Source organism: Paenarthrobacter sp. C1, assembly GCF_049315185.1.
GTDB classification, from domain to species: Bacteria; Actinomycetota; Actinomycetes; order Actinomycetales; family Micrococcaceae; genus Arthrobacter; species Arthrobacter nicotinovorans.
Genome location: NZ_CP186052.1, coordinates 3,841,426 through 3,864,610, shown reverse-complemented (window position 1 = coordinate 3,864,610; position 23,185 = coordinate 3,841,426). Strand labels below are relative to the sequence as shown.

Here is a 23,185-nt window from a genome sequence, read left to right as displayed (position 1 = left end):
GGTCCGGGACGCTACTTGCGCAGCGACTCGGCGATCTGGGTCATGATTCCGGGGTCGGCCAGGGTGGTGGCGTCGCCGGTGTCGCGGCCTTCTGCGATGTCCTTGAGGAGACGGCGCACGATCTTGCCGGAGCGGGTCTTGGGCAGTTCCGGGACGATCAGCAGCTGCTTGGGCTTGGCGATCGGGCCGATTTCCTTGCCCACGTGGTTGCGCAGTTCCAGCACGGTTTCGTCGCCGTTGTTCACGGCGTCACCGCGGAGGATGACGAACGCGACGACGGCCTGGCCGGTGGTCTCGTCAGCGGCACCGACCACTGCTGCTTCGGCGACGGACGGGTGGCTGACGAGGGCGGATTCGATTTCGGTGGTGGAGAGGCGGTGGCCGGAGACGTTCATGACGTCGTCCACGCGGCCCAGGAGCCAGACGTCGCCGTCTTCGTCCTTCTTGGCACCGTCGCCGGCGAAGTACATGGCCTCGAAGCGGGACCAGTAGGTGTCCTTGAACCGCTCGGGGTCGCCCCAGATGCCGCGGAGCATGGAGGGCCACGGTTCGCGGACCACCAGGTAGCCGCCTTCGCCGTTGGCTACCGATTGGCCGTTTTCGTCCACCACGTCCACGGCGATGCCGGGCAGCGGAACCTGCGCGGAGCCGGGCTTGGTGGCGGTCACACCGGGCAGCGGGGCGATCATTTGCGCGCCGGTTTCGGTCTGCCACCAGGTGTCCACGATCGGGGCCGGGTGTTCTTTCTTCTCGCCGTTCTTGCCGGCGTTGCCGCCGATGACGTCCCGGTACCACATCCACGCTTCGGGGTTGATGGATTCACCCACGGAGCCGAGGACGCGGATGGAGGAGAGGTCGTACTTGTCCGGGATGTCCCGGCCCCACTTCATGAACGTCCGGATCGCGGTGGGGGCGGTGTAGAGGATGGAGACCTTGTACTTCTCCACGATTTCCCACCAGCGGCCCTGGTGCGGGGAGTCGGGGGTGCCTTCGTACATGACCTGGGTGGCGCCGTTGATGAGCGGTGCGTAGGTGACGTAGGAGTGGCCGGTGACCCATCCGACGTCGGCGGTGCACCAGTACACGTCCGTTTCGGGGTGGAGGTCGAACACGGCTTTGTGCGTGTAGGCGCCCTGGGTGAGGTAGCCGCCGGTGGTGTGCAGGATGCCCTTGGGCTTGCCCGTGGTACCGGAGGTGTAGAGGATGAACAGCGGGTGCTCGGAGTCGTGGCCGACGGCGGTGTGTTCGGTGGCTGCGACGTCTACGGTGTCGGACCACCAGAGGTCGCGGCCTTCGACCCAGTTGACGTCCTCGCCGTTGCGCTTGACCACCACGACGTTCTGGACCGTATGACCGGGCTTGGAGAGGGCTTCGTCCACCGCTGGTTTCAGGGCGGAGGGCTTGCCGCGGCGGTAGGTGCCATCGGCGGTGACCACCAGCTTGGCTTCGGCGTCCTCGATCCGGGAACGCAACGCGTCAGCGGAGAAGCCGCCGAACACCACGGAGTGCACGGCACCGATCCTGGCGCAGGCAAGGAGCGTGATGACCGCTTCGGGGATCATGGGCAGGTACACGGCCACACGGTCACCCTTGGCCACGCCGAGGGACTCGAAGGCGTTCGCGGCCTTCTTGACCTCTTCGGTCAGCTCCGCGTACGTGTAGCTGCGGGTGTCTCCGGGTTCGCCTTCAAAGTAGATGGCGACGCGGTCGCCCAAGCCGTTCTCCACGTGCCGGTCCAGCGCGTTGTAGGCCGCGTTGATCTCGCCACCGACGAACCACTTCGCGAACGGCGGGTTGGACCAATCCAAGGCCTCGGTGAAGTCCTTATCCCAGGTCAGCAACTCGCGGGCCTGCTTGGCCCAAAAAGCCGGGCGGTCAGCCTCAGCTTCTTTATAGGCACCCGCTGACGTGATGGCGTTCGAAGCGAACTCCTCCGAAGGCGCGAACTTGCGGTTCTCGTGAAGGAGGTTTTCAAGGGCCTCTACGTGTGGGGCCTGCCCGTTCTGAGCCGAAGAAGCTGCAGCGGTGGCCGTGGATCCGGTGGTGTCCTGGGACATGGTGAACCTCATTATTCATCGATCTTTGCTGCGCGGAGCCCGCCGTGAGGTCCGCAGAGTATTGTCCGCCTTCCACACTATCGCCTCGAAAGGTCCTACGTGTGCGTGGTCACAAACGTGGCAGCGAGCGGCGCATTTTTAGCGCCGAATGGCACCTTGGGCGTCGAGGAAACGCTTACATGACGCCCGACGGCGGTGCCCGCCTGCCGCTGCGGACCCCGGAAGGCGTGCCGGATTCTGTAAGTAACCTTGGAGTTCCCTGTGGGCCGGGCAGTATGACCGTTTTCAGCTAGAAGGCTGTCAGCGGGGTGGCATAGGCTGAAGAAGTCTTGGGACGCATCTTCAGGCGTGTCCGGTGTTGCCGCGGAATCCCGCGTGGATCACCGGACCGGACTGCCCAAGGCGCCGCCGTACGAAGGAGAAATACATGAACCAGCTGAGCCCAGGACCGCACGACTCACAGCCGACGGGACCGGACACGACGGCTGGAACGGCCACAGCAGCAAGTAGCAACGCCGCTGCGGAGGACACCGCTGCCGTGCCGGGAAAAAGCGATGCCACAACAAACGGCGCCGCCAAGTTCGACGCCGTCGCCGGCCCCTTCACCATCCGGGACCTCACCGTCTTTGGCTCGACGCTGCTGATGTTCGTCGCGTCCCTCCTGCCGATGTTCGGCTCGCTCTACAACCTGTGGAACCTCGGAAACCTGTTCTTCCTCCTGCTGGGCATCATCCTGCCCCTGGTTGTCGTTGCCCTCTTCGTCGCCCGGCGCTTGCAGCCGGGGACGATCATCCGGGTTGGCTCGCTGTCCATCGATCAGTTCGCCTCCGTGACAGCGTCCTTTGCGTTCCCCCTGTTCTTCCTGACCCTTGCCATTGACTTCAATGGCAGCGTGCTTCTGGGCTTGATTGGTTCCGTGGGCTTGCTGGCCGCGACGGTCCTTGCCCCGCACCTGCCCTTGCTGTCCGCCGATTTCAAGGGCCGCGCTGAGACTCCGGCCCATGTTGTCGCCCGTGAGGCAGCGGTGCCCAGCCGCAAGCCGGTTGCACCCAAGGCACCGAAAGAGCCCAAGGCTCCCAAGCCCACCGCGACGACGTCAACGGTCACTCCGGGCGCTGCCAACGCGGGTGCGGGTTATCAAGGGTCCTCAGCGGCGTACCCGTCATCCGGTCCCGCTGCCACTGCCGCATCTGCAGCCGGCGCGGGCGCGGGTGCTCCCGGCGCCGGAAACTCCGCTACTGGCAGTGCCAATGCCGTCGCCAGCCCCTTTGCTCCGCCGGCAACCTACGGAAGCACGCCGTCGCCTGTAACGGAAGCTCCCGCCGTCGTGCACTCAGCCGACTCCAAGCCCTTTGGGGAGCCGGCTGCCGGCCCCGAAGCCGCTGCCGTATCTGAACACACCGGGTCAGCGTCGCCTGAGCGCGCAGACGCCGTGAAGGATCAGCAGACCGCGGACGAGTCCGCGGACTCCCGGCCCGTGGCTGCCGAACCGGCCACCACCCAGCACCCGCAGCAGCCGGCCGCACAGCAGCCCGCCGCGCCGCAGACAGGAGCCCAGCAGGCCGCCACCCAACAGCCGTGGGCTGCCACCATGGCCACCCCGATCGTTTCCGGAGATACCCGGAAGGTCAGCGACACCATCGGCGCAACCGTGGATCCCGCCAGCCGGCCGGAAGAGTCCGACGCGCCGCAGTACGAGGCGTTTTGGTTCGCCGTGGCCCAGCCCCGCACCGCATACGACGAACAATCGGGCGCTCCCGCCTTCGTCATCGAACCAGGCGGCTGGGTGCTCGCGCTCGAAGACCGTGGCCATGAGTTCCTGGTCCAGGACACCGACGGCAAGGTCGGGGTTCTCCGGGAGCTCAGCAACATCGAACGCGGCTAGGCAGGGACGCCGTGGCCATCGCCGAAGCCGGCTCCCTCCTTGCACTCAAGCGCAGGGCCCGCAAGATCAACAGGGTCCTCGCTGAGAAGTATCCCTACGCGCACGCGGAGCTGGACTTCAGGAATCCCTTCGAGCTGGTGGTGGCCACGGTCCTATCCGCCCAAACCACGGACGTCGCGGTCAACCAGGTCACCAAGATCCTGTTCGCCCGCTACCCCGATGCCCGGGCCATGGCCGAAGCCGAGCCCGCCGAGCTGGAGGCGATCCTCCAGCCGACGGGCTTCTTCCGGGCCAAAGCCCGGAACGTCCTGGCGCTGAGCACGCGCCTGGTGGATGAGTACGACGGCGAGGTCCCCGGCAGGCTTGAGGACCTGGTGACGCTTCCTGGTGTCGGGCGCAAGACCGCCAATGTGGTCCTGGGAAACGCCTTCGGGATTCCCGGAATCACCGTTGACACGCACTTCGGCCGCCTGGCCCGCAGATTCGGATGGACGGAGTCCGACGACCCCGTCAAGATCGAATTTGATGTCGCCGAATTGTTTGAACCCCGGGACTGGACCATGTTGTCGCACCGTGTGGTTTTCCACGGACGGCGGGTTTGCCACTCCCGGAAGCCGGCCTGCGGCGCGTGCCCGGTGGCCAGCCTGTGTCCCAGCTACGGGGAAGGCGAAACGGACCCCGTCAAAGCCGCCAAACTCCTGAAGTATGAGCTGGCCCCCGGCAACGAGGAATTGCTGGAAAAGCTGCTGGCCGAGACAGACCGCGCCGCGGAGATCCGCATGGAATCGCAAAGGAGGCCCGGGTGACCGCGCTGGAGGAACTGACCGCGCTGGTGTCCCGTTTTGAGGCGGGCCAGCAGAAGGATTCCGCCCTATGGGACCTGCTCCCGGTCACGGCCGAGACCAACCGCGCAGCTGCCGTCCTCATGCTTTTTGGCGTCCTGGATGATGTTCCCGCCGAGTCAGGACGGCAGATCGCACCCGCAGACCTTGACGTCCTGCTGCTGGAACGGGCGCACACCCTGGATGACCACCCGGGGCAAGTGGCATTCCCGGGCGGCAGCGTGGACCCAGAAGACGAGTCAGTGGTGGCAGCCGCCCTGCGCGAAGCAGTAGAAGAAACGGGGCTGGATGCCGGCGGTGTCCGCGTCCTTGGCGTGATCCCGGAGCTTGGACTCATCCGCAGCAACTTCCGGGTAACGCCGGTGTTGGCATGGTGGGATGCCCCGTCGCCTGTCCGTGTGGTGGACTACGCTGAATCGGCACAGGTGTTCAGGGTCCCGGTCCGGGACCTGCTGGACCCCGCCAACCGCGTCACCGCCACGATTTCCCGCTTGGGCCGAACCTACACAAGCCCGGGCTTCACCATCAACGGCGTGCTGGTGTGGGGCTTCACCGGTATGGTCCTCAGCGGCCTCTTCGACGAGCTGGGTTGGACCGTGCCTTGGGACAGAGCCAACCTTCACCATCTCGACCTCTGACGGCGCCGCCGGTGCAGCCGTTCAGGCGGCCTTGCGTGCCGGCGTCGAACGGTCCACGATCAAGCCGGTGGCCGCATTCTCCCGAACGGCCTTGATACCGGCCACAACGCCGTCAAGGTGCGGGAACGTCGGCGACTCCGCCACCACGGTTCCATCGGCTGCCGTGAGGCGGAACCGGTATGCCCGATCGTTTTCCTTGAGAATTTCAAACCTGCCTGCCATGCTTTTCCCCCTTGTGATGCTTTCCTGCATGCCCTGTGGGTCGCTGAAGCTGCCCACACTGTGAAAATATCGGCAAGCGGCGGCGAACCAAAGTCAACCGTCATTCGTGGGTCATCGCGCCTCATACGGCGAGATGTGACTGGAAAGTGTTCAACCTGGCGGCTACTGTGCGGCTATTTCGCCTTGTCATAGGATTCGACGACGGCGACGCTCACCGGGAACTCCACCGGGATCCGGCCGAACATGAGCTCTTTCGCAGCCGCAGCGGACTCTTCAATGGCAAGGATGCAGGCGTCCACGGCGACATCGGGGGCGTGGACCATCACCTCATCGTGCAGGAAAAACACGAGCTCCCCGGACGGCGACCCTTCCGAGCGCAAAGCCCGCAACCGGCGTCGTAATTCCGCGAGCCAGCAGGCAGCCCACTCAGCCGCAGAACCCTGGACGACAAAGTTGCGTGTGAAGCGGCCGCGTGAGCGGGCCAGATTGTCCGCCCGGCGTTGTTCCTCGGCGGTGGTCGATTGCTGGCTCCGCAGCCACCCAACAGAGGGCGGCGGGCTGCTCCGGCCAAGCCGGGTGGTCACAGTCCTGCCGGCCTCGCCCTCGCGGGCTGCCTGTTCCACGAACCCCACGGCGCGGGGATACGTTCGGGCCAATTGGGGCATGAGCCTGCCCGATTCGCCGGTGGTGGCTCCGTAAATCGCACCCAGCAGTGCAATCTTCGCCTTCGCCCGGTCGCCGCCAAAGCCTTGGGCTGCGATGCCGGCGTAGAGGTCTTTGTCGCGGGCAGCCTCAGCCATTTTTGTGTCCTGGGCCAAGGCCACCAGAACCCGGGGCTCCAACTGCGACGCGTCAGCCACGATCAGCTTGTGTCCCGGGTCAGCGTGGACCGCTGCACGGATATTGCGCGGGATCTGCAGGGCGCCTCCACCACGCGAGGCCCAGCGGCCTGACACCACGCCACCCACCACGTATTCCGGATGGAACCGTCCATCACGGACCCACGCATCCAACCATGCCCATCCATTGGCTGTGTGCAGCCGGGAGAGCTTTTTGTAGGCGAGCAACGGCTGGATGGCCGGGTGCTTGGACTCCTGGAGTTCCCACTGCCGTGTGCTCTTGACCTCGATGCCGTTGCGGTGGAGGGCGCGCATCAGATCCTGCGGGGAATCGGGGTTCAGACCGGGGGAGTTGAGGATGGTCCGCAACTCAGCGCAGCGAGCTTCCAAAGCAGGAGGCCTGTGTCCGGGTGCCGGTCGGGGGCCGAGCACGTCGGCCAGGATCTGCTGATGCAGCTCCTCACGCCAGGGAACCCCGGCATGCTGCATTTCGACGGCAATGATCGCGCACGCCGATTCCGCTGCGAGCAGCAACTGCAGCCGTTGCCTGCATTGGTTGTCAGTGGTCAGGTCGGCGACCGCTTGCTGTTGGGCCGCGAACTCCGCCTTCAGTTCGGCCAGCCCAGCCCCGGGAGCCGCCGGGGAAAGGTCCTCGAAGAGGGCGCCCTGGTCCGCCGGCGGTGGGGGCGGCTGGAGGATGCGGGGAGGGACGTCGTCGTCCTGGGTGAGCTTGACCGCATTCTTCGCATAGTCCGTGTGGGCGGTGAATTCCGAGTGCGCCACGATTGCCCCGCACAGCGCCAGGTCGTGGCACCGCTCCAGCTCGACGCCCTGGGCCAGCAGTTCGGGGTACCAGTCCTGCGCGCGTTGCCACACCCAGCGGGGCCGCTGGGCTTCGAATTCACGGACGACGCCGGCCAGCTCACCACGGGTGAGGACGCGGGCGTCGGCAGTTGCCTTCCCGGTGGGGGAGAGCCGCTGTATGGCTGCGCCATCCGGGTGGGCAGCGAGCAGCAAATACATGCGTTCCATTCTGCCCTGTTGCTTGCGCTGCCGGCGTACAGCCGGACTTTTGCCCATGACTTGTCCTCCACACCCCTTGTTGGATCATCGCGTGGGCGGGGTTTTGCACATACTGGAAGCCGCTCCTTACCGGGGTTACGGGATTCGGCCACTGTGGTTCCATGAGCAAGCGAAATCGTAGGCACCGGCAATCCATCAGCCCCGCAACGGAAGGAGAGCCGAACAGATCGTGGCTGCCCCGGGATGCCTCCGGGGTACTCCTCGTTTCTGCGGACCCGTACCTCCAGGAGGAGGCAAAACGGGTGGTGGCCGCGGCAGGTGGAACGCTTCGAACAGCCGTCGGCGTGACCGAAGCCGTCCACGTATGGGACAGCGCGGACGTTGTCTTGGTGGGCAGCGATGTTCGTGAACTGCCACCTCGACGGCGGCCGCCCTCAGTACTGCTGGGCAGGGCGGGTGAAGGAGACGGGCTTTGGAGGTTGGCTGCTGCGCTGGGGGCCGACCGGGTGGCAGTCCTTCCGGAAGCAGCCGCTTGGCTGGCCGAGTATCTGAGCATGTCCGGAGCGCCCGACCCCGGAGGAACAGTGACGGGGATCGTTGGTGGATGCGGCGGCGCCGGCGCGTCAACAGCGGCCATCTGGCTTGCCCAGGCCGCAGGCTCGGAAGGCGTCAGTACCCTCCTTATTGACGGAGATCCTTGGGGAGGCGGGCTGGAACTTGCCCTGACGGACGGGTCTGTCCCGGGTCTGCGATGGCCGGATTTCCAGGAAAGCCGGGGCAGTATTGATCCTGCCCAGTTCAGGGATTCCTTGCCTGCCGCCGGTGGATTCGCGTACTTGTCCTGGCCGGGGACGCGGGAAGCGGTGAAGAGTCCCGATGCTGGTGCCGTTGCCGCCATCATGGACGCTGCGCGCCGGGGGTTCGAACTCATCATCGTGGACCTCGGACGCAGCGGCGAAGGCGTGGGAAGACTCGCGTGGGACTGCGACAAACTGTTGTTGCTGACCACCGCCCACCTCAGGTCTGCAGTCGCATCCGCCCGGATCCTGAACGAACTTCCACCCGTGGAGACAGGGCTGATCGTGCGCGGGAGCAACGCATCGCCCGTCAGCCCCTCCTTCATCGCCGAATCGCTCGGGCTCCCATTGGTCGGCGTTGTTCCCGAGGTGCGTGGCGTCGCCGCAGGCACGGAACTGGGCCGCTTGCTTGAAATGGGCAGACGCAAGAGCGTCGGCCGCTTCACAGACGAGGTGCTGGAGCTGAACGGAGCCATCCAGTGAGCCGCTTCGTTGACGGTCCACGCCGCCGGCAGAACCCGAAACTGGACTCGGTACTGCTTGAAACGGTTCGCGGCTCGGTACTTGCCAACAACGGACCAGTCACTCCCTCCTCGGTGGCAGCAGCTGTGCAGGCCAGCGGCAGGTTGCTGGGCACTGCCGGAGCTTTGGAAGCCGCAGAATCGATCAATGCCGAACTGAACGGGCTCGGACCTTTACAGCAGCTCGCCCACGACCCGGCCGTCACTGACATTTTCGTCAATGCACCGGATTCGGTGTGGTTCGACCGCGGGCGAGGCCTGGAACGCAGCTCACTTTGTTTTGACGCCGAGCACCAGGTACGTTCTCTCGCATCCCGGCTGGTCGCCGCAGGGGGACGCCGGCTGGACGATGGTTCCCCGTGCGTGGACGTCCGGCTGAAGGGCGGCTACCGGGTGCACGCAGTGCTGTCTCCCATCTCCACCGCCGGAACCCTCTTGTCCATCCGCATTCGCCGCGAAGAAGTCTTCACACTGTCGGAGCTGAGGGAAAGCGGCATGTTCTGCGACAGGGTGGAGGCGGTTCTCCGGGCCATCATCGCGCAGAGGCTGAGCTTCCTGATCAGCGGCGCCACGGGATCAGGGAAGACCACCCTCCTGTCCACCCTGCTGGGCCTCATCGATCCGGGCGAACGCATGGTACTGATTGAGGACGCTGCAGAACTCAACCCGGTCCATCCCCACGTTGTCAGCCTTGAATCCCGCCACGGAAATCTTGAGGGCGGAGGCACGTTGGACCTGGGTGAACTGGTCCGCCAGGCGCTGCGCATGCGGCCGGACCGGCTGATCGTCGGGGAATGCCGGGGTGCTGAGGTCCGTGAACTGCTGACGGCCTTGAACACGGGCCATACCGGTGGCGGTGGCACCATTCACGCCAACACAGCTGAGGCGGTGCCCGCGCGCCTTGTTGCCCTCGGCGCATTAGCCGGGTTGAACGCCGAGGCCGTCCGGTTGCAGGTCTCCTCGGCCCTGGACGTCATCATCCATGTGGCCAGGAACCACTCCGGACGCAGGGTGGCTTCCATCGGAGTGATGACCCAAACCCCGAAAGGACCGGAAGTGGTCTCCGCCCTCAGCCTGGGTCCAACCGGGATATCGCACGGACCGGCGTGGCCGGAACTCTCCGGTCGCCTTTCCCTGAACCACCAACCATGACATTCGTCTTCGTCCTCGCCTTGGCTTTGGCTGCCTGGCTGCAGTTCCGGAGCAACCAGTCTGATCGCGGCCGCCTGGCGAACAGCCTGGGCATGGAAGGGGAGGCTCTCGCCCGTTCGCCACTCCTGTTCCCGTTCCTGCGGTTGCGGCGTCATCGACCTGCCGGGGCCCTGCCCCTTGTGGTCCTGGTCCAGCAATTGGCGGCACTCCTGCGGGGAGGCCGGGGGACGTCACGGCTATGGGAAGAACTGTGGCTTGTCCATGCCTCCCGATCCTCGGGGGAAGCTGCCGCGCCTGCCCAGGCCGGAAGCGGTGTTGCCTCGCTTTCCGCCACGTCGCTAAAAGTACTGGCTGCGGCGCGGGCCGCGTCCAGCGTGGGAAATTCCCCGGCTGAAGCGATCCGCGGAACTGCAGCGCAGAGTTACCCATCCCGGGGAAGCTCCGAGCGCAGGGTGTGGATGGAACTGGCTGCCTGCCTCGACGTTGCCGAAAGCAGTGGATGCCCCTTGGCAGAGCTCTTGGCCCGGTTCGCGGCACAACTGGAAGCCGAAGAGGATGCCGAGGCGGCACGCCAAACAGCGCTCGCGGGGCCGAAGGCCACCGTTCGGCTGCTGTCGTGGCTGCCGCTGCTCGGGCTGGCGCTCGGCATGGCGCTGGGTGTGGACCCCCTGGGTATCCTGCTGGACAACCCCTGGGGCATTGCCACTTTCGCGACCGGGCTTCTGCTCACAGCAGCGGGACGCATCTGGTCGTCGAAGTTGGTTGCAGCCGCGGTGGGAGGAAACTGATGCCCGGAGCGTGGGTCCTCTTGATGATGGGCGTCCTGGCGCTCGCAGCGTTCGTTTCATTCCCACTCCGGCACCGCGCAAGCCGGCTCCTTGCAGATCGGGCCGGGACATCAAGCGTGCCCGGGACATCAAGCATGCCCGGCACAGCGTCGGACGGCGAGGCTCGGGAGACCGTGAGCGCCGCAGCGGATGGCCTTCGCGACACCGCCATGATGCTGGAGCTGACGGCTTCCATGCTGGATGCCGGGGCGGGGATAGGGAGGGCATTGGAACTCCTCGCCAGAGCGGCGTCGCCCCCGATCAATCACTCGTTGAGACCCGTTGTAGCGGCGCTGGCCATTGGCGCCGACTGGGAAACCGCGTGGCAGACGCCTCAGCGACACGCCCCTGAGGCGCTGCGCCTGAGGGATGCCCTCGCCTTCGCCGCTCTGACCGGAGCTCCCTCCGCGTCGATCCTCTATGCGCAGGCAGCCAGGGAACGGCGCGAGCACTTCCGGGCGGCAGAGAAACGTGCCGCGGCATTGGGCGTGAAACTCGTGGTGCCGTTGGGGCTTTGCTCCCTTCCGGCCTTCATCTGTCTGGGCATCGTGCCCGTACTGATCGCCATGCTTCCGGCGGCCTGAAGCGGACGTTCCGCCGTCGCTCGGCCGCGCTCCGCGGCACTGCTCCTCCACATGCGGTCGATCCGGAGGGGTTTTCCACTTGCAGGAATCCGGTTCTTCCGAGGCCTGCCCGGGCCGCGGAAGAGTCAAAGCAGCCAGTGAATGCTGGCGTCCCTTGAAAGGAACACACCGTGAAAACAACAGTCAGCCCGCCCCTCGCCGCGCTCATCGGCCCAAGTGTCCCATCCCTCCCCGCCGGTACGGCAGAGTCAAGCCAAGCGGTTGTGGCGCTCCGGGAACCCGAACCGGGCGCAACATCCGTGCGTTTGCGAACCAGGCAAGGCCGCCGGTCGAACAGTCGCCCACTGACCGGCCCCCTGAAAGGGCTGATGGGTTCGGAAACGGGCATGGCCACCGCCGAATACGCGATCACCACCCTGGCCGCCGTTGGCCTGGCCGGATTGCTCGTGGTCATCCTGCGCAGCGAAGAAGTCCGGGGCTTCCTGCTCAACGTCATCCGCACGGCTTTGTCGCTGCCATGACAGAAGTGCTGCCTGCCCGCAGGAGAGTGGTCGCAGCAGCGCGGGAGCGGGGCGCCGTCACTGCCGAGTTCGCTGTCGCCTTGCCGGCTGTGGTGTTGCTACTGGCTTTCCTGTTGGCAGGCGGCGCTGCCGGCCTCACACAATTGCGGCTGGAAGAGGCTGTGAGGGCCGGAGCCAGGGCCGCAGCACGGGACGAGTCCATTGACTCGGTGAAAGATACCGTCGGACGGCTTGCGGGGAAGGACGTCACGTCGTCAGTGACCGACGACGGCAGCTGGCTCACGGTCACTGCCTCATCACCGGTTGGGGGCGCCTTGGGGTCGTTGATCCCATGGCGCCTGACAGCTTCGGCGGCCGCTCGCGCAGAGACGGGAACTCCATGAGGAACCGAACCATCAACGTCGATTCAGAGCGCGGGTCCGGGACGGTGCTTGCGCTGGCCTTGGGTGCTGTGGTGATCGCCCTCCTGCTTGGCCTGCTCCTGTTGGCACAAGCAGCAGTCATGGCCTCCCGGACGGCGTCTGCTGCCGACCTCGCGGCCCTTGCAGGAGCCGATGCTGCCCGGGGCCTGACATCGGGAGAGCCTTGCGCCGTGGCGGAAAGCGTGGTGGGGCAGCACCACGTAACCCTGGCATCCTGCGTGGTGACAGGTGGGGAGATCGTGGAGGTGGTTACCGAGTTGGCTTACCCCTTCAACGTAGGAGTCGCCTCGGGCCACGCCAGAGCGGGACCCCCACCGTAACTGCCGGAGCGCTTAGACGGCGTCCTTCAGCAGGACGCCGAGGAGGGTGATGGCGGCTGCCTTGTCCAGGGGATTGTTCTTGTTGCCGCATTTGGGCGACTGGACGCAGGACGGGCAGCCGGCCTCGCATTCACAGGCCTTGATGGCCTCCCGGGTCGCGGTCAACCAGGTTTTGGCTTTTTCGAAGCCCCGCTCCGCGAATCCGGCGCCTCCGGGATGTCCGTCGTAGACAAAGATCGTAGGTACCCCGGTGTCGGCGTGCAGGGCGGTGGAAACGCCGCCGATGTCCCAGCGGTCGCTTGACGCCACCAAGGGCAGAAGGCCGATGGCGGCGTGTTCTGCGGCATGGAGCGCGCCGGGGAACTCAGCTTCCACCAGTCCGGCGCCGTGCAGCGAGCGGTTGTCCACTACAAACCAGACGGCCTTGGTAAAGAGATCCCGGGCTCCGAGATCCAGCGGTTCCTCGCCGAGGATCTCATTTGAAATCAATGCCTTGCGTTGGAAGGAAACTACTTGGGTGGTTACTTTGACGTCGCCGAAGTGCACGGTGATGTCGCCCCATTGAACGGTGCGTGTGGTTTCCAGCACCTCGATCTGCGTCACGTCCCGTGCCGTGGTGTAGAAGTCGGGGTTCACGCGGCGGACCATGACGCAGTGGTCGGTCTCATTGAGATCCTCCACCAGATAGCTGTCGCCCTGATGGACGTAGATTGCCCCTGTGTGGGCCTGGTAATGCGTTTGTGGCGAGTCCATGGTTCCCAGGAGGGACCCGGTCTCGGCGTCCACGATGCTCACCGGTCCACCGCCGTCGGCCCGCAGGTTCACCATCCCGGCTGCGCTTTCCGGGTGCGTCCAGAACCATCCTGCCGGCCTCTTGCGCAGATAGCCCTGGGCCACCAAGCGATCAAGGAGGCCCTCTGCCGTGGGGCCGAAAAGGTCGAGTTCCGCCGGGCCGATGGGCAACTCCGCGGCCGCCGCGCACAAGTGCGGGCCAAGGACATAGGGGTTGCCCGGATCGAAGACAGTGGCTTCCACCGACACGTCAAAGATGGCCTCGGGGTGATTCACCAAGTAGGTGTCCAGGGGGTCGTCGCTGGCAACGAACGCAGCGATCGCGTCCTGTCCGGCACGCCCTGCGCGGCCAATCTGTTGGAACAGCGAAGCCCGCGTCCCCGGCCACCCCGCCACCAGCACAGCGTCCAGTCCCGAGATATCGATGCCCAGTTCAAGGGCAGACGTGCTGGAGACTCCGAGCAGTTGGCCGGATCTCAGTGCTTGTTCCAGGGCACGCCGTTCTTCGGGCAGATAACCGGATCTGTAGGCAGCCACCCGCCCCGGCAGGCTGGGATCCACCTCGTCCAGAAGCCTTTTGGTAATGGACGCAATCGACTCCGCCCCGCGCCGGGACTTGATGAACGCGATGGTGCGGACCCGCGAGGAAACCAGGTTGGCCAGGATGTCGGCCGTTTCGGCGACTGCCGTCCGCCGCTGTTTGGCCCCGTTTTCACCTTTGACGTCAGTCAGTGCAGGTTCCCAGAACGCCACTGTGGTGGATCCGTGCGGGGAGCAATCCTCGGACACTTCCCGCACCGGGGCACCGATAAGCCTGCCAAAGGAGACAGCGGGATCGGAGGCGGTGGCCGAGGCCGCGATGAACACCGGCTCGGGGAAGGAGGTCCCCGCGCCGTAATAGGCGCAGATCCGGCGCAGACGCCTCATGAGGTTCGCTACATGCGAGCCAAAGACTCCACGGTAGCTGTGTGCTTCGTCCACGATCACGTAGCGAAGCCTCCGGAAGAACCTGGCCCACCACGTGTGGTTGGGCAGGATCCCGAAGTGCAGCATGTCCGGATTCGCCAGGATGAAATTGGCATGGTCGCGGATCCACCGACGCGACGAGACGTCAGTGTCGCCGTCGTAGGTTTCGGCCCGGACGGTGGGCAACTTCAAGGCGCGGATCGCGGCGAGTTGGTCTGCAGCCAGGGCCTTGGTGGGTGAGAGGTAGAGCGTGACGGCGCCGTCGTCGTGGATTTTCCCCGGATCAGCCAGGACCCGCAATTCGGATCGATGGATGGCATCCAAGGCCGGCAGTTGGTACGCCAGGGACTTCCCCGAAGCGGTTCCGGTGGCGATGACCACGTGCTGGCCGCCATGGGCTATGTCCGCGGCCTGGATCTGGTGCCGGTACGGTTCCTGGATACCCAAGGTGTCGTAAGCAGCCACGACATCCGGATGCACCCAGGCCGGCCAAGGCTCATTGACGGCCTTTCGAGCAGGGATCGTGTGGACATGGCGAAGCTGCTCTGGGTCGGGGGTCCGGCCCAGCAAGGAGATCAGCGAATTCGGTGCAGCCACCGAATCATTCTGTCACTCTACGGAGACGCTGACGGCGGCCCACCGGGGGAGCCGCCGTCGAGCCCGGCCGCCAAGCGGCAAACGTCAGGCCCCGGAGAGGTCCGAGCCATCCGCTCCACTGGCCGACATCATGAGCACGTGGCACACGACGTCCCAGCCAAGGTGCGAGTAGAGCTTCTGGCCATCAAGGGAGGCCAGGAGGAGGCCGTTCTCGACGTCGTGGGAGAAAGCCTGGGCGGCGAGTGCCTTCATGATGAAGCTGCCCAGTCCGCGGCGCTGGAACCTGGGTTCGGTGACGATCTTGTCGAATACGGCGGTGCCGTCCACCACATACACCCTGCCGCTGGCAGCCACTTCTTCGCCGGAATGCACCACTGCGTAGTGGACCCCGTTGGATTCGGAGGTGGCAAGTTCAAGGTCGTCGTCGGGAAGCCAGGGGTCCTCGGCATCCTGGGTTTCCATGTCGACGATCATCATGGTTTGGGAAGCGGACGTCACTTTCAGGCCTTGTTGTTCGGCCAGGTACTTGTACCGTTGGACGTCGTTGGTGAGCACCGTCAGGATCCGGGTGGGGGCTTCTGCGGTTTTGCCCGCCAGGACAGCGAACTCTTCGTCGGAGGGATCGTGGGCGAAATATTCCCAGTCACCTGTCTTGTCGGCGCGAAGTGCGGCAGGGAAGCGTCCCTCTTGGCGTGACTCATAGCCCCGGCAGCCGGACCAGCCGGCCACCCAGACTTCCAAGAGGTGAGCAATGTCTTCAACCAAGGCGTCTGGACTCATGTAGAGAGAGTATGCCAGCGCTCCCTGAAGGAACAGAGCGAGGTCAGCGGAAGGATCGTTGCTTATTGAATTGTGACGTAGTCCCTCCGGCGCAACCGGATTTTACTGCACCAAGTACCCTTTAACAGTGGCTTTGAACCGAATTGTGCTCTTCTATGGCTTTACCCCGATCGCCGACCCGGACGCCGTGCGTCTGTGGCAGCGCGCCCTCTGCGAAAAGCTGGGCCTCACGGGCAGGATCCTCATTTCCAAGGACGGCATCAACGCCACCGTGGGCGGCGAACTGAACAACATGAAGCAGTACGTCAAAACCACCCGGGAGTACAAGGGTTTCCATGGGATCGACTTCAAATGGTCAGAGGGCAGCGCCGCGGATTTCCCACGGCTCAGCGTCAAGGTCCGCGACGAAATCGTTTCGTTTGGCGCGCCGGGCGAGTTGAAGGTGGATGAGAACGGTGTTGTGGGCGGCGGCAAGCACCTGCAGCCCGAGGAACTTCACGCCTTGGTGGATGCGAAAAAGGCCGGCGGCGACGACGTCGTGTTCTTTGACGGCCGCAATGCGTTCGAAGCCCAAATCGGCAAGTTCAAGGATGCGATCGTGCCGGATGTGGATACCACCCACGACTTCATCAAGGAACTCGATTCCGGCAAGTACGACGACCTCAAGGACAAGCCGGTGGTGACTTACTGCACCGGTGGAATCCGTTGCGAGGTGCTCTCCAGCCTGATGGTCAACCGGGGCTTCAAAGAGGTTTACCAGTTGGATGGCGGCATTGTCCGCTACGGAGAAACGTTCAAGGACCAAGGCCTCTGGGAAGGCTCCCTCTATGTGTTCGACAAGCGCATGCACGTCGAATTCAGCGAAGACGCCAAGACCATCGGCGAGTGCGTGAGGTGCGCATCGCCCACCAACAAGTTCGAGAATTGCTCCAACCCCAGTTGCCGCACGCTCACTCTGTACTGCGCCGAATGTGCGTCAAGCCCGGAAACGCTCCGCTGCCCCGGTGGCTGCGACGCGGCCTGAGCGAAAGCTCATAGCCTGCTTACCCGATACGCAAAGTTCGCATCCGCGCCTGCCCCGACGGTAATGGCAAGCACGGCGTCCTTTTCCAGCTGGACCACGCTGACCCGGGCGTTGGCACATCCCAGCGTCAGATCGACGAGTTCTGCCTCGCCCACTTTGACCGAAAACGAAACCCGCCGCGTGCCTCGGCAAGCCAACGTCACCGCGTACGTGCCGCCCGGCAGCTGGACTGTCTGCTCAGTCCTTGACTCGCCGGCGGCCAGGGAGCCGCTGCTTGAATAGAACGCCTGCCCTTGGGATTCGGGCAGAGCGGCCGTGGCCCACTCATCCAGGGCCTTGCCGGTGACCGTTGATTCCAGAGCTGGATCCGGCGGGAGAACCACGTTGGTGGACGTCGGGCCGGGACTGCTCGCGGCCCTGCTGCCGTCTTCGTACGTATATTCGCAGGCGCTGACGCTTCCGCAGAGCACAAGGAGTACGACGGCGGCCCTCGCCAGCCGCTGCGCCGTTACGGAGGGAGCTGCCTTGCTGCCCATGAGCTGACTTTACGCCCGTGCGGGCTCCGGCTGAAGGCCGCCCCCGGGGATCGTTGTGGCGGTGTTCTAGCTGCCTGAAGGGACCAGGTGGTAGGCAAAGATCAGAGGAGCGTCAACGCTGCTGGTTGAGATGCTGACAGGGCCGTTTCCAGGCACCTTGATCTTCACCACATCGAGGCTGGCGTTGCAGGCTGCCGCGGCGTCGGTGATCTTCTTCCCGCCCGAAGAAACCGCGAAGTAGGCCTTGCCGCCGCCATCGCATGCCATGGTGAGCGTGTAATTTCCGGCCGGAACGTCGGCGGACTCCTTAACAAGCGGATCCCGGTTGAGGATTTTGCCTGAATCCTCCAACACAGCGGTGCTGGTAGCGGGGAGGACTTTCTCCTTCCACGCAGGGACGTCGGCATCCTGGATGTTGACCGGAGCCTGGCAGGCTGAGACCCCCAGCAGTGCGGCAGCAGCGATGGAAACAAGGCCGGCAAGGCGCCTTGCAGTGGAGAAAGTGAGCATGGATCCAACGCTACCGGGTTCGGAAGGCGTGCTTTGTCCACATAGGGCGACAGACGAACCCATGGGCAGCTGTGCCGCACCTACACTGGCAAGGTGACTGACACAGCTTCCTTGTTTACCGCCGGCAATACTGACGATGCTCCCCGCAGCGACCAGCCGGACCTTCTTCTGGCCCTCTCCTCGGACCTTCGTGCCATCTCCTACACCGTGGACGGAGTGGCCGGGCTCCTGGGCGGGTCAGCCTCGGAAGCGCTGTCCCGGGACCAGCTCGTTCCAGCCCTGTTGGCCAGTGAACGTCAGCTGCTCTCCGAAGACCCGGCCGTCCGGGCGCTGGCCGTCATTGTCCGCCTGTGGCTTTTGGCGGTTCCGCAAAATGTCGCTGATGTCGATGCCGCACTGACCGGAACCGGGTCGAGCGGACTGGAAAGTCTGGGACTTGTAACTGTTGAGTCCGGGATGGTCCAGGCCAGGGTGGACCTTCGTCCCTATGGCTGGGATGCCAACGCGGACGGCACCGGTGGAGCGGAACTGTGGGTGGCCAGCGACCTCGCTGCCCATCAGCAGCCAGGGGTTTTGAGGCACGATCACGTCCTGGGGATTGGCCGGGCCTCCACAACGCTTGTCCAGACCACGTCCCGGCGCCACACCGTACGCGCGTTGGATCTGGGTACGGGCTGCGGGATCCAGACATTCCACCTCCTGCACCACTGTGAGCATGTCACGGCCACGGATATCTCCCCCCGGGCGCTCGCCTTCACCCGCTTCAATCTCCTGCTCAACGCCACTGAGCTGGACTTGGACCCCGACAACCTGGAAGCCCGCGTGAGCTTGAGGCTGGGCTCGCTGCTGGAGCCGGTGGCCGGGGAACTGTTCGGTCTGGTGGTGTCCAACCCGCCGTTCGTGATCACTCCCCGCACCGGCGGTGAGTCCTCTGCCGAGCAGTTCACCTACAGGGACGGCGGATTGGCAGGTGACGGGATCGTGGCATCACTCGTGCAGTCCCTCGCCTCCGTCCTCGAACCGGGCGGTACCGCGCAGATGCTGGGCAACTGGGAGATTGCCGCGGGGGCGGGCTGGAAAGACCGTCCGAAGGCCTGGCTGAAGGATTCAGGTTTGGATGTGTGGTTTATCCAACGCGAGCAGGTTGGCCCGGAGCAGTACGCTGAAACATGGCTGCAGGACGCCTCGCAGAACCGTGAAGGCGGCCATTACAAGGACGCCTACGCCGCCTACCTCAGCGACTTCGCTTCCCGGAATGTCGAGGGAATCGGTTTCGGCATGATCCTGCTGCGCCGCCCCGAGGCCGGGCACGGTGCCGTTATCAACCGCTTCGAGGAAATCACCTATCCCATAGAGCAGCCGATTGGGCCACATCTGGGTTCCGCGGTGGAGAGGGCGGACTGGGTGTCCGCGCACCCCATCCCGGAGGCGCATCTCATAGTGGCCGAGGACGTGACCGAGGAACGCCACCAACGGCCTGGAGCAGCCCATCCGGGTGTCATCCTCCTGCGTCAGGGGGCCGGTCTGCGGCGTACCAACCTGCTGAGCACGGAACTGGCCGGCTTTGTTTCAGCCTGCGATGGGCAGCTGTCTGTCAGGCAGATCGTTTCTGCCTTGGTGGCATTGCTGGGCGGAGACGATACCTTCGACGAAGGTGTTTTCCGTGAGGGATTGTTCAGCGAGGTCACCAACCTGGTCCTCGATGGTTTCCTGCTTCCCGACCCGGAGCGGTACGGCTCATGAATGGCCCAGGCGTGCCGCGCCCGTCGACGTCCGGTCGCCCCGATAGTGACCCTGACTACACTGATGAAGTGATTGCGAACAACGAGACATCCCAAACGTCGGGAGACGCCCCGCGGCGGAAGCGGGCAGAGAAGACGGTTGAGATTACCGATCCCAAGGCTATCCGCGCCTTGGCGCATGCTGCCCGCATTGAGGTCATCTCCGAGCTCTACGCTACCCAGGTAAGCCACACGGCCACCGAACTTGCCGCCAGGACGGGCCTGACCCCGAGCGCCATGAGCTACCACCTCCGGGCTCTCCAAAAGTGGGGAATTGTGGCACCGGCGGAGAACTCGGGAGATGCCCGTGAAAGGCGTTGGAAAGCGGCAGGGACGGACTTCACGATTTCCGGAGGCAGCGTCGCCAGCCCGGAGATCGCAGTGGTGGACTTGGAACTGGACGCCTTCCGACGCAGGGCATCGGCATTTGCCAAAGCCCGGGGTGAGCGGCGCCAGCGGGGGGAAACGGGGGAGGAGCCCGCAGCCGTGGTCCTCTCAAGCAACCTGCTGTACCTGACCAACCCGCAGAGGAAAGAGCTTGCGGACAGGATCCGGGAGGTTGTGCGGGAGTACGAACTCGAGGATCCCACCCGGATTCCCGAGGGTGCGCAGCGAATGGCAACCTTGTGGTCAATGATCCCTGACGACCGCGTGGCACCGGGCCAATAGCACCATCCCAGGTCCCCGAAGGACCGCCTGGTTTCCCTGGCCAAAACGCAGGATTCTGCAAACTATGGTGAACTAGGCCAATATGGGCAGCAGCCCAATTACACATTTTTTCTGTAGGAGCACCGTGCCCAGCAAGGCAAAAACCGGCAAGAAACTCGTGATCGTGGAGTCTCCGGCCAAGAGCAAGACCATCGCCAAGTACCTTGGCGAGGGCTTCATCGTCGAGGCTTCCATCGGCCATATCCGGGATCTTCCCCAGCCGTCAGACCTCCCTGCAGAACTGAAGAAGACTTCGCTGGGCAAGTTCGCGGTGGACATCGAAAACGACTTCAAGCCTTACTACGTGGTGTCTCCCGACAAGAAGAAAAAGGTTGCCGAGCTCAAAGCCCAGCTGAAAGATGCTGACGCTCTCTACCTCGCAACCGATGGGGACCGCGAAGGCGAAGCCATCGCGTGGCACCTCCTGGAGGTCCTGAAGCCCAAGGTTCCCGTATACCGGATGACCTTTGGTGAAATCACCAAGGAAGCCATCCACCGGGCCATGGACAACCTGCGCGACGTCGACACGGCGCTGGTCGATGCCCAGGAAACCCGCCGTATCCTCGACCGGCTCTACGGTTATGAAATTTCCCCCGTGCTGTGGCGCAAAGTAGCCCGCGGACTCTCGGCGGGCCGCGTGCAATCCGTGGTGACCCGCATGGTCGTGGACCGTGAACGCGAACGGATGGCCTTCCGGGCAGCCTCGTACTGGGACCTGACGGGTCAGTTCGGCGCAGGATCAGGATCCTTCAAGGCCAAGCTCGCCGCCGTGGATGGTGCCAAGGTGGCCAGCGGCCGCGATTTCAACGACAACGGCCAGCTCACGTCCAGCAACGTTGTCCATCTCAACGAGGAACTGGCCACGTCTCTGGCGTCAGGCCTGGAAAACGCTGATTTCCGTGTCCGTTCCGTAGACACCAAGCCGTACACGCGCCGGCCTGCAGCTCCGTTCACAACCTCGACGTTGCAGCAGGAAGCTGGCCGCAAGCTCCGGTTCTCCTCCAAGAGCACCATGCAGATCGCGCAGCGCCTGTATGAAAACGGCTACATCACCTATATGCGTACCGACTCCTCGGCGCTGAGCGATGAAGCGCTGACCGCTTCCCGCCGCCAGGCTGCTGAACTGTACGGACCCGAGTACGTACCCCAGAGCCCGCGCGTTTACGCAAACAAGGCGGCCAACGCCCAGGAAGCCCACGAAGCCATCCGCCCCGCTGGTGACTCCTTCCGCACTCCGGCCCAGGTTGCCAAGCAGCTTAGCGGCGACGAATTCCGGTTGTACGAACTCATCTGGAAGCGCACCGTCGCCTCGCAGATGGCCGATGCCAAGGGATCCACTGCCACGATCCGCCTGGGCGCAGTTGCCGCCGATGGACGTGACGCAGAGTTCTCCGCCTCCGGCACCGTCATTACGTTCCCCGGCTTCCTTGCCGCCTACGAAGAGGGCAAGGACGAAAGCCGCGGCGACGACGAATCCGATGAAGCCCGCCGCCTGCCGAACGTTGCCAAGGACGATTCCCTGACTGCTTCGGACATCGTTGCTGTTGGCCACGAAACGTCCCCGCCCCCGCGGTACACGGAAGCGTCCCTCACCGCAGAGCTGGAAAAGCGCGGCATCGGCCGCCCATCCACGTATGCGTCCACGATTTCCACCATCCAGGACCGCGGATACGTCCGGAAACAGGGCTCTGCCCTGGTTCCCAGCTGGATTGCCTTCTCGGTGATCCGGTTGCTGGAGCAGCACTTCACGGACTACGTGGACTACGAGTTCACGGCCGACATGGAAGGCGACCTGGACAAGATCGCCAACGGCCAGGCAGCGGGTACCGCCTGGCTCAAGCACTTCTACTACGGTGAAGACGCCGATCCCGGCCTGCTGAGCATCGTCAACAACCTGGGCGAAATTGATGCGCGGGAAATCAACTCGGTGCCGATCGCAGAAGGCATCACGCTGCGCGTTGGCAAGTTCGGACCCTACCTGGAGAGCTCCATCCCCACGGTGGATGAGAAGACGGGCGAGGTAGTTGAGTCTGCCCGCGCCAATGTCCCTGAGGAACTCGCTCCCGACGAGCTCACGGCCGAAAAAGCCAAAGAACTCATGGAGACAGCCGCTCCCGAGGAACGCGTTCTGGGAACCGACCCGCACACCGGTCACACGGTTGTGGCAAAGAATGGTCGCTACGGTGCCTACGTCACCGAGATCATCCCGGAAATGACCGAGGAACAGTTGGCCAACCAACCGGTCGAGTATTACAAGAACGGCAAGCCCAAGCCTCCGAAGAAGCCGGTCAAGGCAAAGCCGCGCACCGGTTCGCTCTTCAAGTCCATGACGGTGGACAGCGTGACCCTGGATGAAGCGCTGCAGCTCATGAGCCTTCCGAGGGTCCTGGGCGAGGACGCCGAAGGCAACCCGATTACAGTCCAGAACGGCCGTTTTGGTCCGTACTTGAAGAAGGGCACGGACTCGCGGTCCATCGGATCCGAAGAGGAAATCTTCACGATCACTCTGGACCAGGCGTTGGAGATCTACTCGCAGCCCAAACAACGTGGAGCGCGGGCAGCCGTCCCGCCCTTGGCCGAGTTCGGCCCTGACCCAGTGTCGGAGAAGAACATCGTCGTGAAGGAAGGCCGCTTCGGGCCCTACATCACGGACGGCGTCACGAACATTACTGTCCCGCGCTCAACCTCGCTTGAGGAACTGACCCGGGAACGCGCCGTCGAGCTCTTGGCTGAAAAGCGGGCCAAGGGACCGGTCAAGCGGACCACCACACGTAAGGCCCCGGCGAAGAAAGCCGCGGCGAGGAAGTAGCCGGGACGTCGGCCGGGAAGCATTCGCGAATT

At 64.5% G+C, this 23,185-nt stretch carries 21 protein-coding genes; 14 read left to right on the top strand and 7 right to left on the bottom strand.

What is annotated here, in order from left to right; genetic code table 11:
* Positions 1-11: 11 nt before the first annotated feature.
* The gene (acs, locus tag ACNAOU_RS18020) at positions 12-2,057 is read right to left on the bottom strand and encodes an acetate--CoA ligase (protein ID WP_422757415.1); all 2,046 of its coding nucleotides are present in this window, start codon (positions 2,055-2,057) and stop codon (positions 12-14) included.
* 427 nt (positions 2,058-2,484) lie between these two features.
* Between acs and ACNAOU_RS18015 the strand changes: the two genes are divergently transcribed.
* The 3 genes from ACNAOU_RS18015 to ACNAOU_RS18005 are packed head-to-tail and all read left to right on the top strand — an operon-like array spanning position 2,485 to position 5,422.
* Entirely contained in the window at positions 2,485-3,942 is a 1,458-nt protein-coding gene (locus ACNAOU_RS18015; RefSeq protein WP_422757414.1) for a hypothetical protein, read from the top strand.
* An 11-nt stretch (positions 3,943-3,953) separates the two neighbouring features.
* The gene (gene nth / locus ACNAOU_RS18010; protein WP_079580970.1) at positions 3,954-4,748 is read left to right on the top strand and encodes an endonuclease III; all 795 of its coding nucleotides are present in this window, start codon (positions 3,954-3,956) and stop codon (positions 4,746-4,748) included.
* Entirely contained in the window at positions 4,745-5,422 is a 678-nt protein-coding gene (locus ACNAOU_RS18005; protein ID WP_018777034.1) for an NUDIX hydrolase, read from the top strand. Before nth ends, ACNAOU_RS18005 begins: the two co-directional genes overlap by 4 nt.
* A gap of 21 nt (positions 5,423-5,443) precedes the next feature.
* Here the strand turns inward: ACNAOU_RS18005 and ACNAOU_RS18000 are convergent, their stop codons facing one another.
* Both ACNAOU_RS18000 and ACNAOU_RS17995 read right to left on the bottom strand, forming a co-directional pair.
* Entirely contained in the window at positions 5,444-5,644 is a 201-nt protein-coding gene (locus ACNAOU_RS18000) for a YegP family protein (protein WP_179128305.1), read from the bottom strand.
* Between the two features lie 173 nt (positions 5,645-5,817).
* On the bottom strand, positions 5,818-7,506 hold the full coding sequence (locus ACNAOU_RS17995; RefSeq protein WP_422758693.1) for a bifunctional 3'-5' exonuclease/DNA polymerase: 1,689 nt from the start codon (positions 7,504-7,506) through the stop codon (positions 5,818-5,820).
* 161 nt (positions 7,507-7,667) lie between these two features.
* On the opposite strand from ACNAOU_RS17995, the gene ssd reads away from it, so the two are divergent.
* The 7 genes from ssd (at position 7,668) to ACNAOU_RS17960 (ending at position 12,650) form a co-directional block, all read left to right on the top strand.
* Positions 7,668-8,786, top strand: a complete 1,119-nt coding sequence (ssd, locus tag ACNAOU_RS17990) for a septum site-determining protein Ssd (RefSeq protein WP_422757413.1) — start codon at positions 7,668-7,670, stop codon at positions 8,784-8,786.
* Positions 8,783-9,976, top strand: coding sequence for a TadA family conjugal transfer-associated ATPase (locus ACNAOU_RS17985; protein ID WP_422757412.1), 1,194 nt, complete (start codon positions 8,783-8,785; stop codon positions 9,974-9,976). The genes ssd and ACNAOU_RS17985 overlap by 4 nt, the downstream gene beginning before the upstream one ends.
* Positions 9,973-10,764, top strand: a complete 792-nt coding sequence (locus ACNAOU_RS17980; RefSeq protein WP_422757411.1) for a hypothetical protein — start codon at positions 9,973-9,975, stop codon at positions 10,762-10,764. Before ACNAOU_RS17985 ends, ACNAOU_RS17980 begins: the two co-directional genes overlap by 4 nt.
* Complete coding sequence (locus tag ACNAOU_RS17975) at positions 10,764-11,387, top strand: type II secretion system F family protein (protein WP_422757410.1); 624 nt, start codon at positions 10,764-10,766, stop codon at positions 11,385-11,387. Before ACNAOU_RS17980 ends, ACNAOU_RS17975 begins: the two co-directional genes overlap by 1 nt.
* Positions 11,388-11,557: 170 nt before the next feature.
* Entirely contained in the window at positions 11,558-11,908 is a 351-nt protein-coding gene (locus ACNAOU_RS17970; RefSeq protein ID WP_422757408.1) for a DUF4244 domain-containing protein, read from the top strand.
* A complete protein-coding gene (locus ACNAOU_RS17965) occupies positions 11,905-12,291 on the top strand; it encodes a TadE family type IV pilus minor pilin (protein WP_064721414.1) in 387 nt (128 codons plus the stop codon). Before ACNAOU_RS17970 ends, ACNAOU_RS17965 begins: the two co-directional genes overlap by 4 nt.
* The gene (locus ACNAOU_RS17960) at positions 12,288-12,650 is read left to right on the top strand and encodes an Rv3654c family TadE-like protein (protein WP_018777025.1); all 363 of its coding nucleotides are present in this window, start codon (positions 12,288-12,290) and stop codon (positions 12,648-12,650) included. The genes ACNAOU_RS17965 and ACNAOU_RS17960 overlap by 4 nt, the downstream gene beginning before the upstream one ends.
* A gap of 12 nt (positions 12,651-12,662) precedes the next feature.
* Here the strand turns inward: ACNAOU_RS17960 and ACNAOU_RS17955 are convergent, their stop codons facing one another.
* On the bottom strand, positions 12,663-15,005 hold the full coding sequence (locus ACNAOU_RS17955; protein ID WP_064721415.1) for a DEAD/DEAH box helicase: 2,343 nt from the start codon (positions 15,003-15,005) through the stop codon (positions 12,663-12,665).
* An 84-nt stretch (positions 15,006-15,089) separates the two neighbouring features.
* Entirely contained in the window at positions 15,090-15,785 is a 696-nt protein-coding gene (locus ACNAOU_RS17950; RefSeq protein ID WP_079580963.1) for a GNAT family N-acetyltransferase, read from the bottom strand.
* A 127-nt stretch (positions 15,786-15,912) separates the two neighbouring features.
* On the opposite strand from ACNAOU_RS17950, the gene ACNAOU_RS17945 reads away from it, so the two are divergent.
* On the top strand, positions 15,913-16,809 hold the full coding sequence (locus ACNAOU_RS17945) for a rhodanese-related sulfurtransferase (protein WP_055971129.1): 897 nt from the start codon (positions 15,913-15,915) through the stop codon (positions 16,807-16,809).
* Positions 16,810-16,817: 8 nt separating this feature from the next.
* Here ACNAOU_RS17945 and ACNAOU_RS17940 read toward each other — a convergent pair whose 3' ends face one another.
* Together ACNAOU_RS17940 and ACNAOU_RS17935 are read right to left on the bottom strand one after the other, a co-directional pair.
* The gene (locus ACNAOU_RS17940) at positions 16,818-17,345 is read right to left on the bottom strand and encodes a hypothetical protein (RefSeq protein WP_110503683.1); all 528 of its coding nucleotides are present in this window, start codon (positions 17,343-17,345) and stop codon (positions 16,818-16,820) included.
* A 66-nt stretch (positions 17,346-17,411) separates the two neighbouring features.
* Positions 17,412-17,855 (bottom strand): hypothetical protein, encoded by a 444-nt coding sequence (locus ACNAOU_RS17935; RefSeq protein ID WP_052247271.1) that lies wholly within the window; start codon positions 17,853-17,855, stop codon positions 17,412-17,414.
* A gap of 93 nt (positions 17,856-17,948) precedes the next feature.
* On the opposite strand from ACNAOU_RS17935, the gene ACNAOU_RS17930 reads away from it, so the two are divergent.
* From ACNAOU_RS17930 to topA, 3 genes are all read left to right on the top strand, one after another.
* Complete coding sequence (locus ACNAOU_RS17930; RefSeq protein WP_422757407.1) at positions 17,949-19,598, top strand: DUF7059 domain-containing protein; 1,650 nt, start codon at positions 17,949-17,951, stop codon at positions 19,596-19,598.
* Positions 19,595-20,305 carry an ArsR/SmtB family transcription factor gene (locus ACNAOU_RS17925; protein WP_026267060.1) on the top strand — a complete coding sequence of 237 codons (711 nt, stop codon included), beginning with the start codon at positions 19,595-19,597 and terminating at the stop codon, positions 20,303-20,305. The genes ACNAOU_RS17930 and ACNAOU_RS17925 overlap by 4 nt, the downstream gene beginning before the upstream one ends.
* Before the next feature lie 124 nt (positions 20,306-20,429).
* Positions 20,430-23,153, top strand: coding sequence for a type I DNA topoisomerase (topA, locus tag ACNAOU_RS17920; RefSeq protein WP_018777017.1), 2,724 nt, complete (start codon positions 20,430-20,432; stop codon positions 23,151-23,153).
* Positions 23,154-23,185 lie beyond the last annotated feature (32 nt).

Bases quoted from the DNA above. Each gene is read 5' to 3' on its own strand.
- acs (WP_422757415.1), bottom strand. From the start codon at position 2,057: ATGTCCCAGGACACCACCGGATCCACGGCCACCGCTGCAGCTTCTTCG.
- ACNAOU_RS17940 (WP_110503683.1), bottom strand. From the start codon at position 17,345: ATGGGCAGCAAGGCAGCTCCCTCCGTAACGGCGCAGCGGCTGGCGAGG.
- ACNAOU_RS17975 (WP_422757410.1), top strand. From the start codon at position 10,764: ATGCCCGGAGCGTGGGTCCTCTTGATGATGGGCGTCCTGGCGCTCGCA.
- ACNAOU_RS17935 (WP_052247271.1), bottom strand. From the start codon at position 17,855: ATGCTCACTTTCTCCACTGCAAGGCGCCTTGCCGGCCTTGTTTCCATC.
- ssd (WP_422757413.1), top strand. From the start codon at position 7,668: ATGAGCAAGCGAAATCGTAGGCACCGGCAATCCATCAGCCCCGCAACG.
- ACNAOU_RS17925 (WP_026267060.1), top strand. From the start codon at position 19,595: ATGAATGGCCCAGGCGTGCCGCGCCCGTCGACGTCCGGTCGCCCCGAT.
- ACNAOU_RS17950 (WP_079580963.1), bottom strand. From the start codon at position 15,785: ATGAGTCCAGACGCCTTGGTTGAAGACATTGCTCACCTCTTGGAAGTC.
- ACNAOU_RS18015 (WP_422757414.1), top strand. From the start codon at position 2,485: ATGAACCAGCTGAGCCCAGGACCGCACGACTCACAGCCGACGGGACCG.
- ACNAOU_RS17965 (WP_064721414.1), top strand. From the start codon at position 11,905: ATGACAGAAGTGCTGCCTGCCCGCAGGAGAGTGGTCGCAGCAGCGCGG.
- ACNAOU_RS17995 (WP_422758693.1), bottom strand. From the start codon at position 7,506: ATGTATTTGCTGCTCGCTGCCCACCCGGATGGCGCAGCCATACAGCGG.
- ACNAOU_RS17960 (WP_018777025.1), top strand. From the start codon at position 12,288: ATGAGGAACCGAACCATCAACGTCGATTCAGAGCGCGGGTCCGGGACG.
- ACNAOU_RS17980 (WP_422757411.1), top strand. From the start codon at position 9,973: ATGACATTCGTCTTCGTCCTCGCCTTGGCTTTGGCTGCCTGGCTGCAG.
- ACNAOU_RS18000 (WP_179128305.1), bottom strand. From the start codon at position 5,644: ATGGCAGGCAGGTTTGAAATTCTCAAGGAAAACGATCGGGCATACCGG.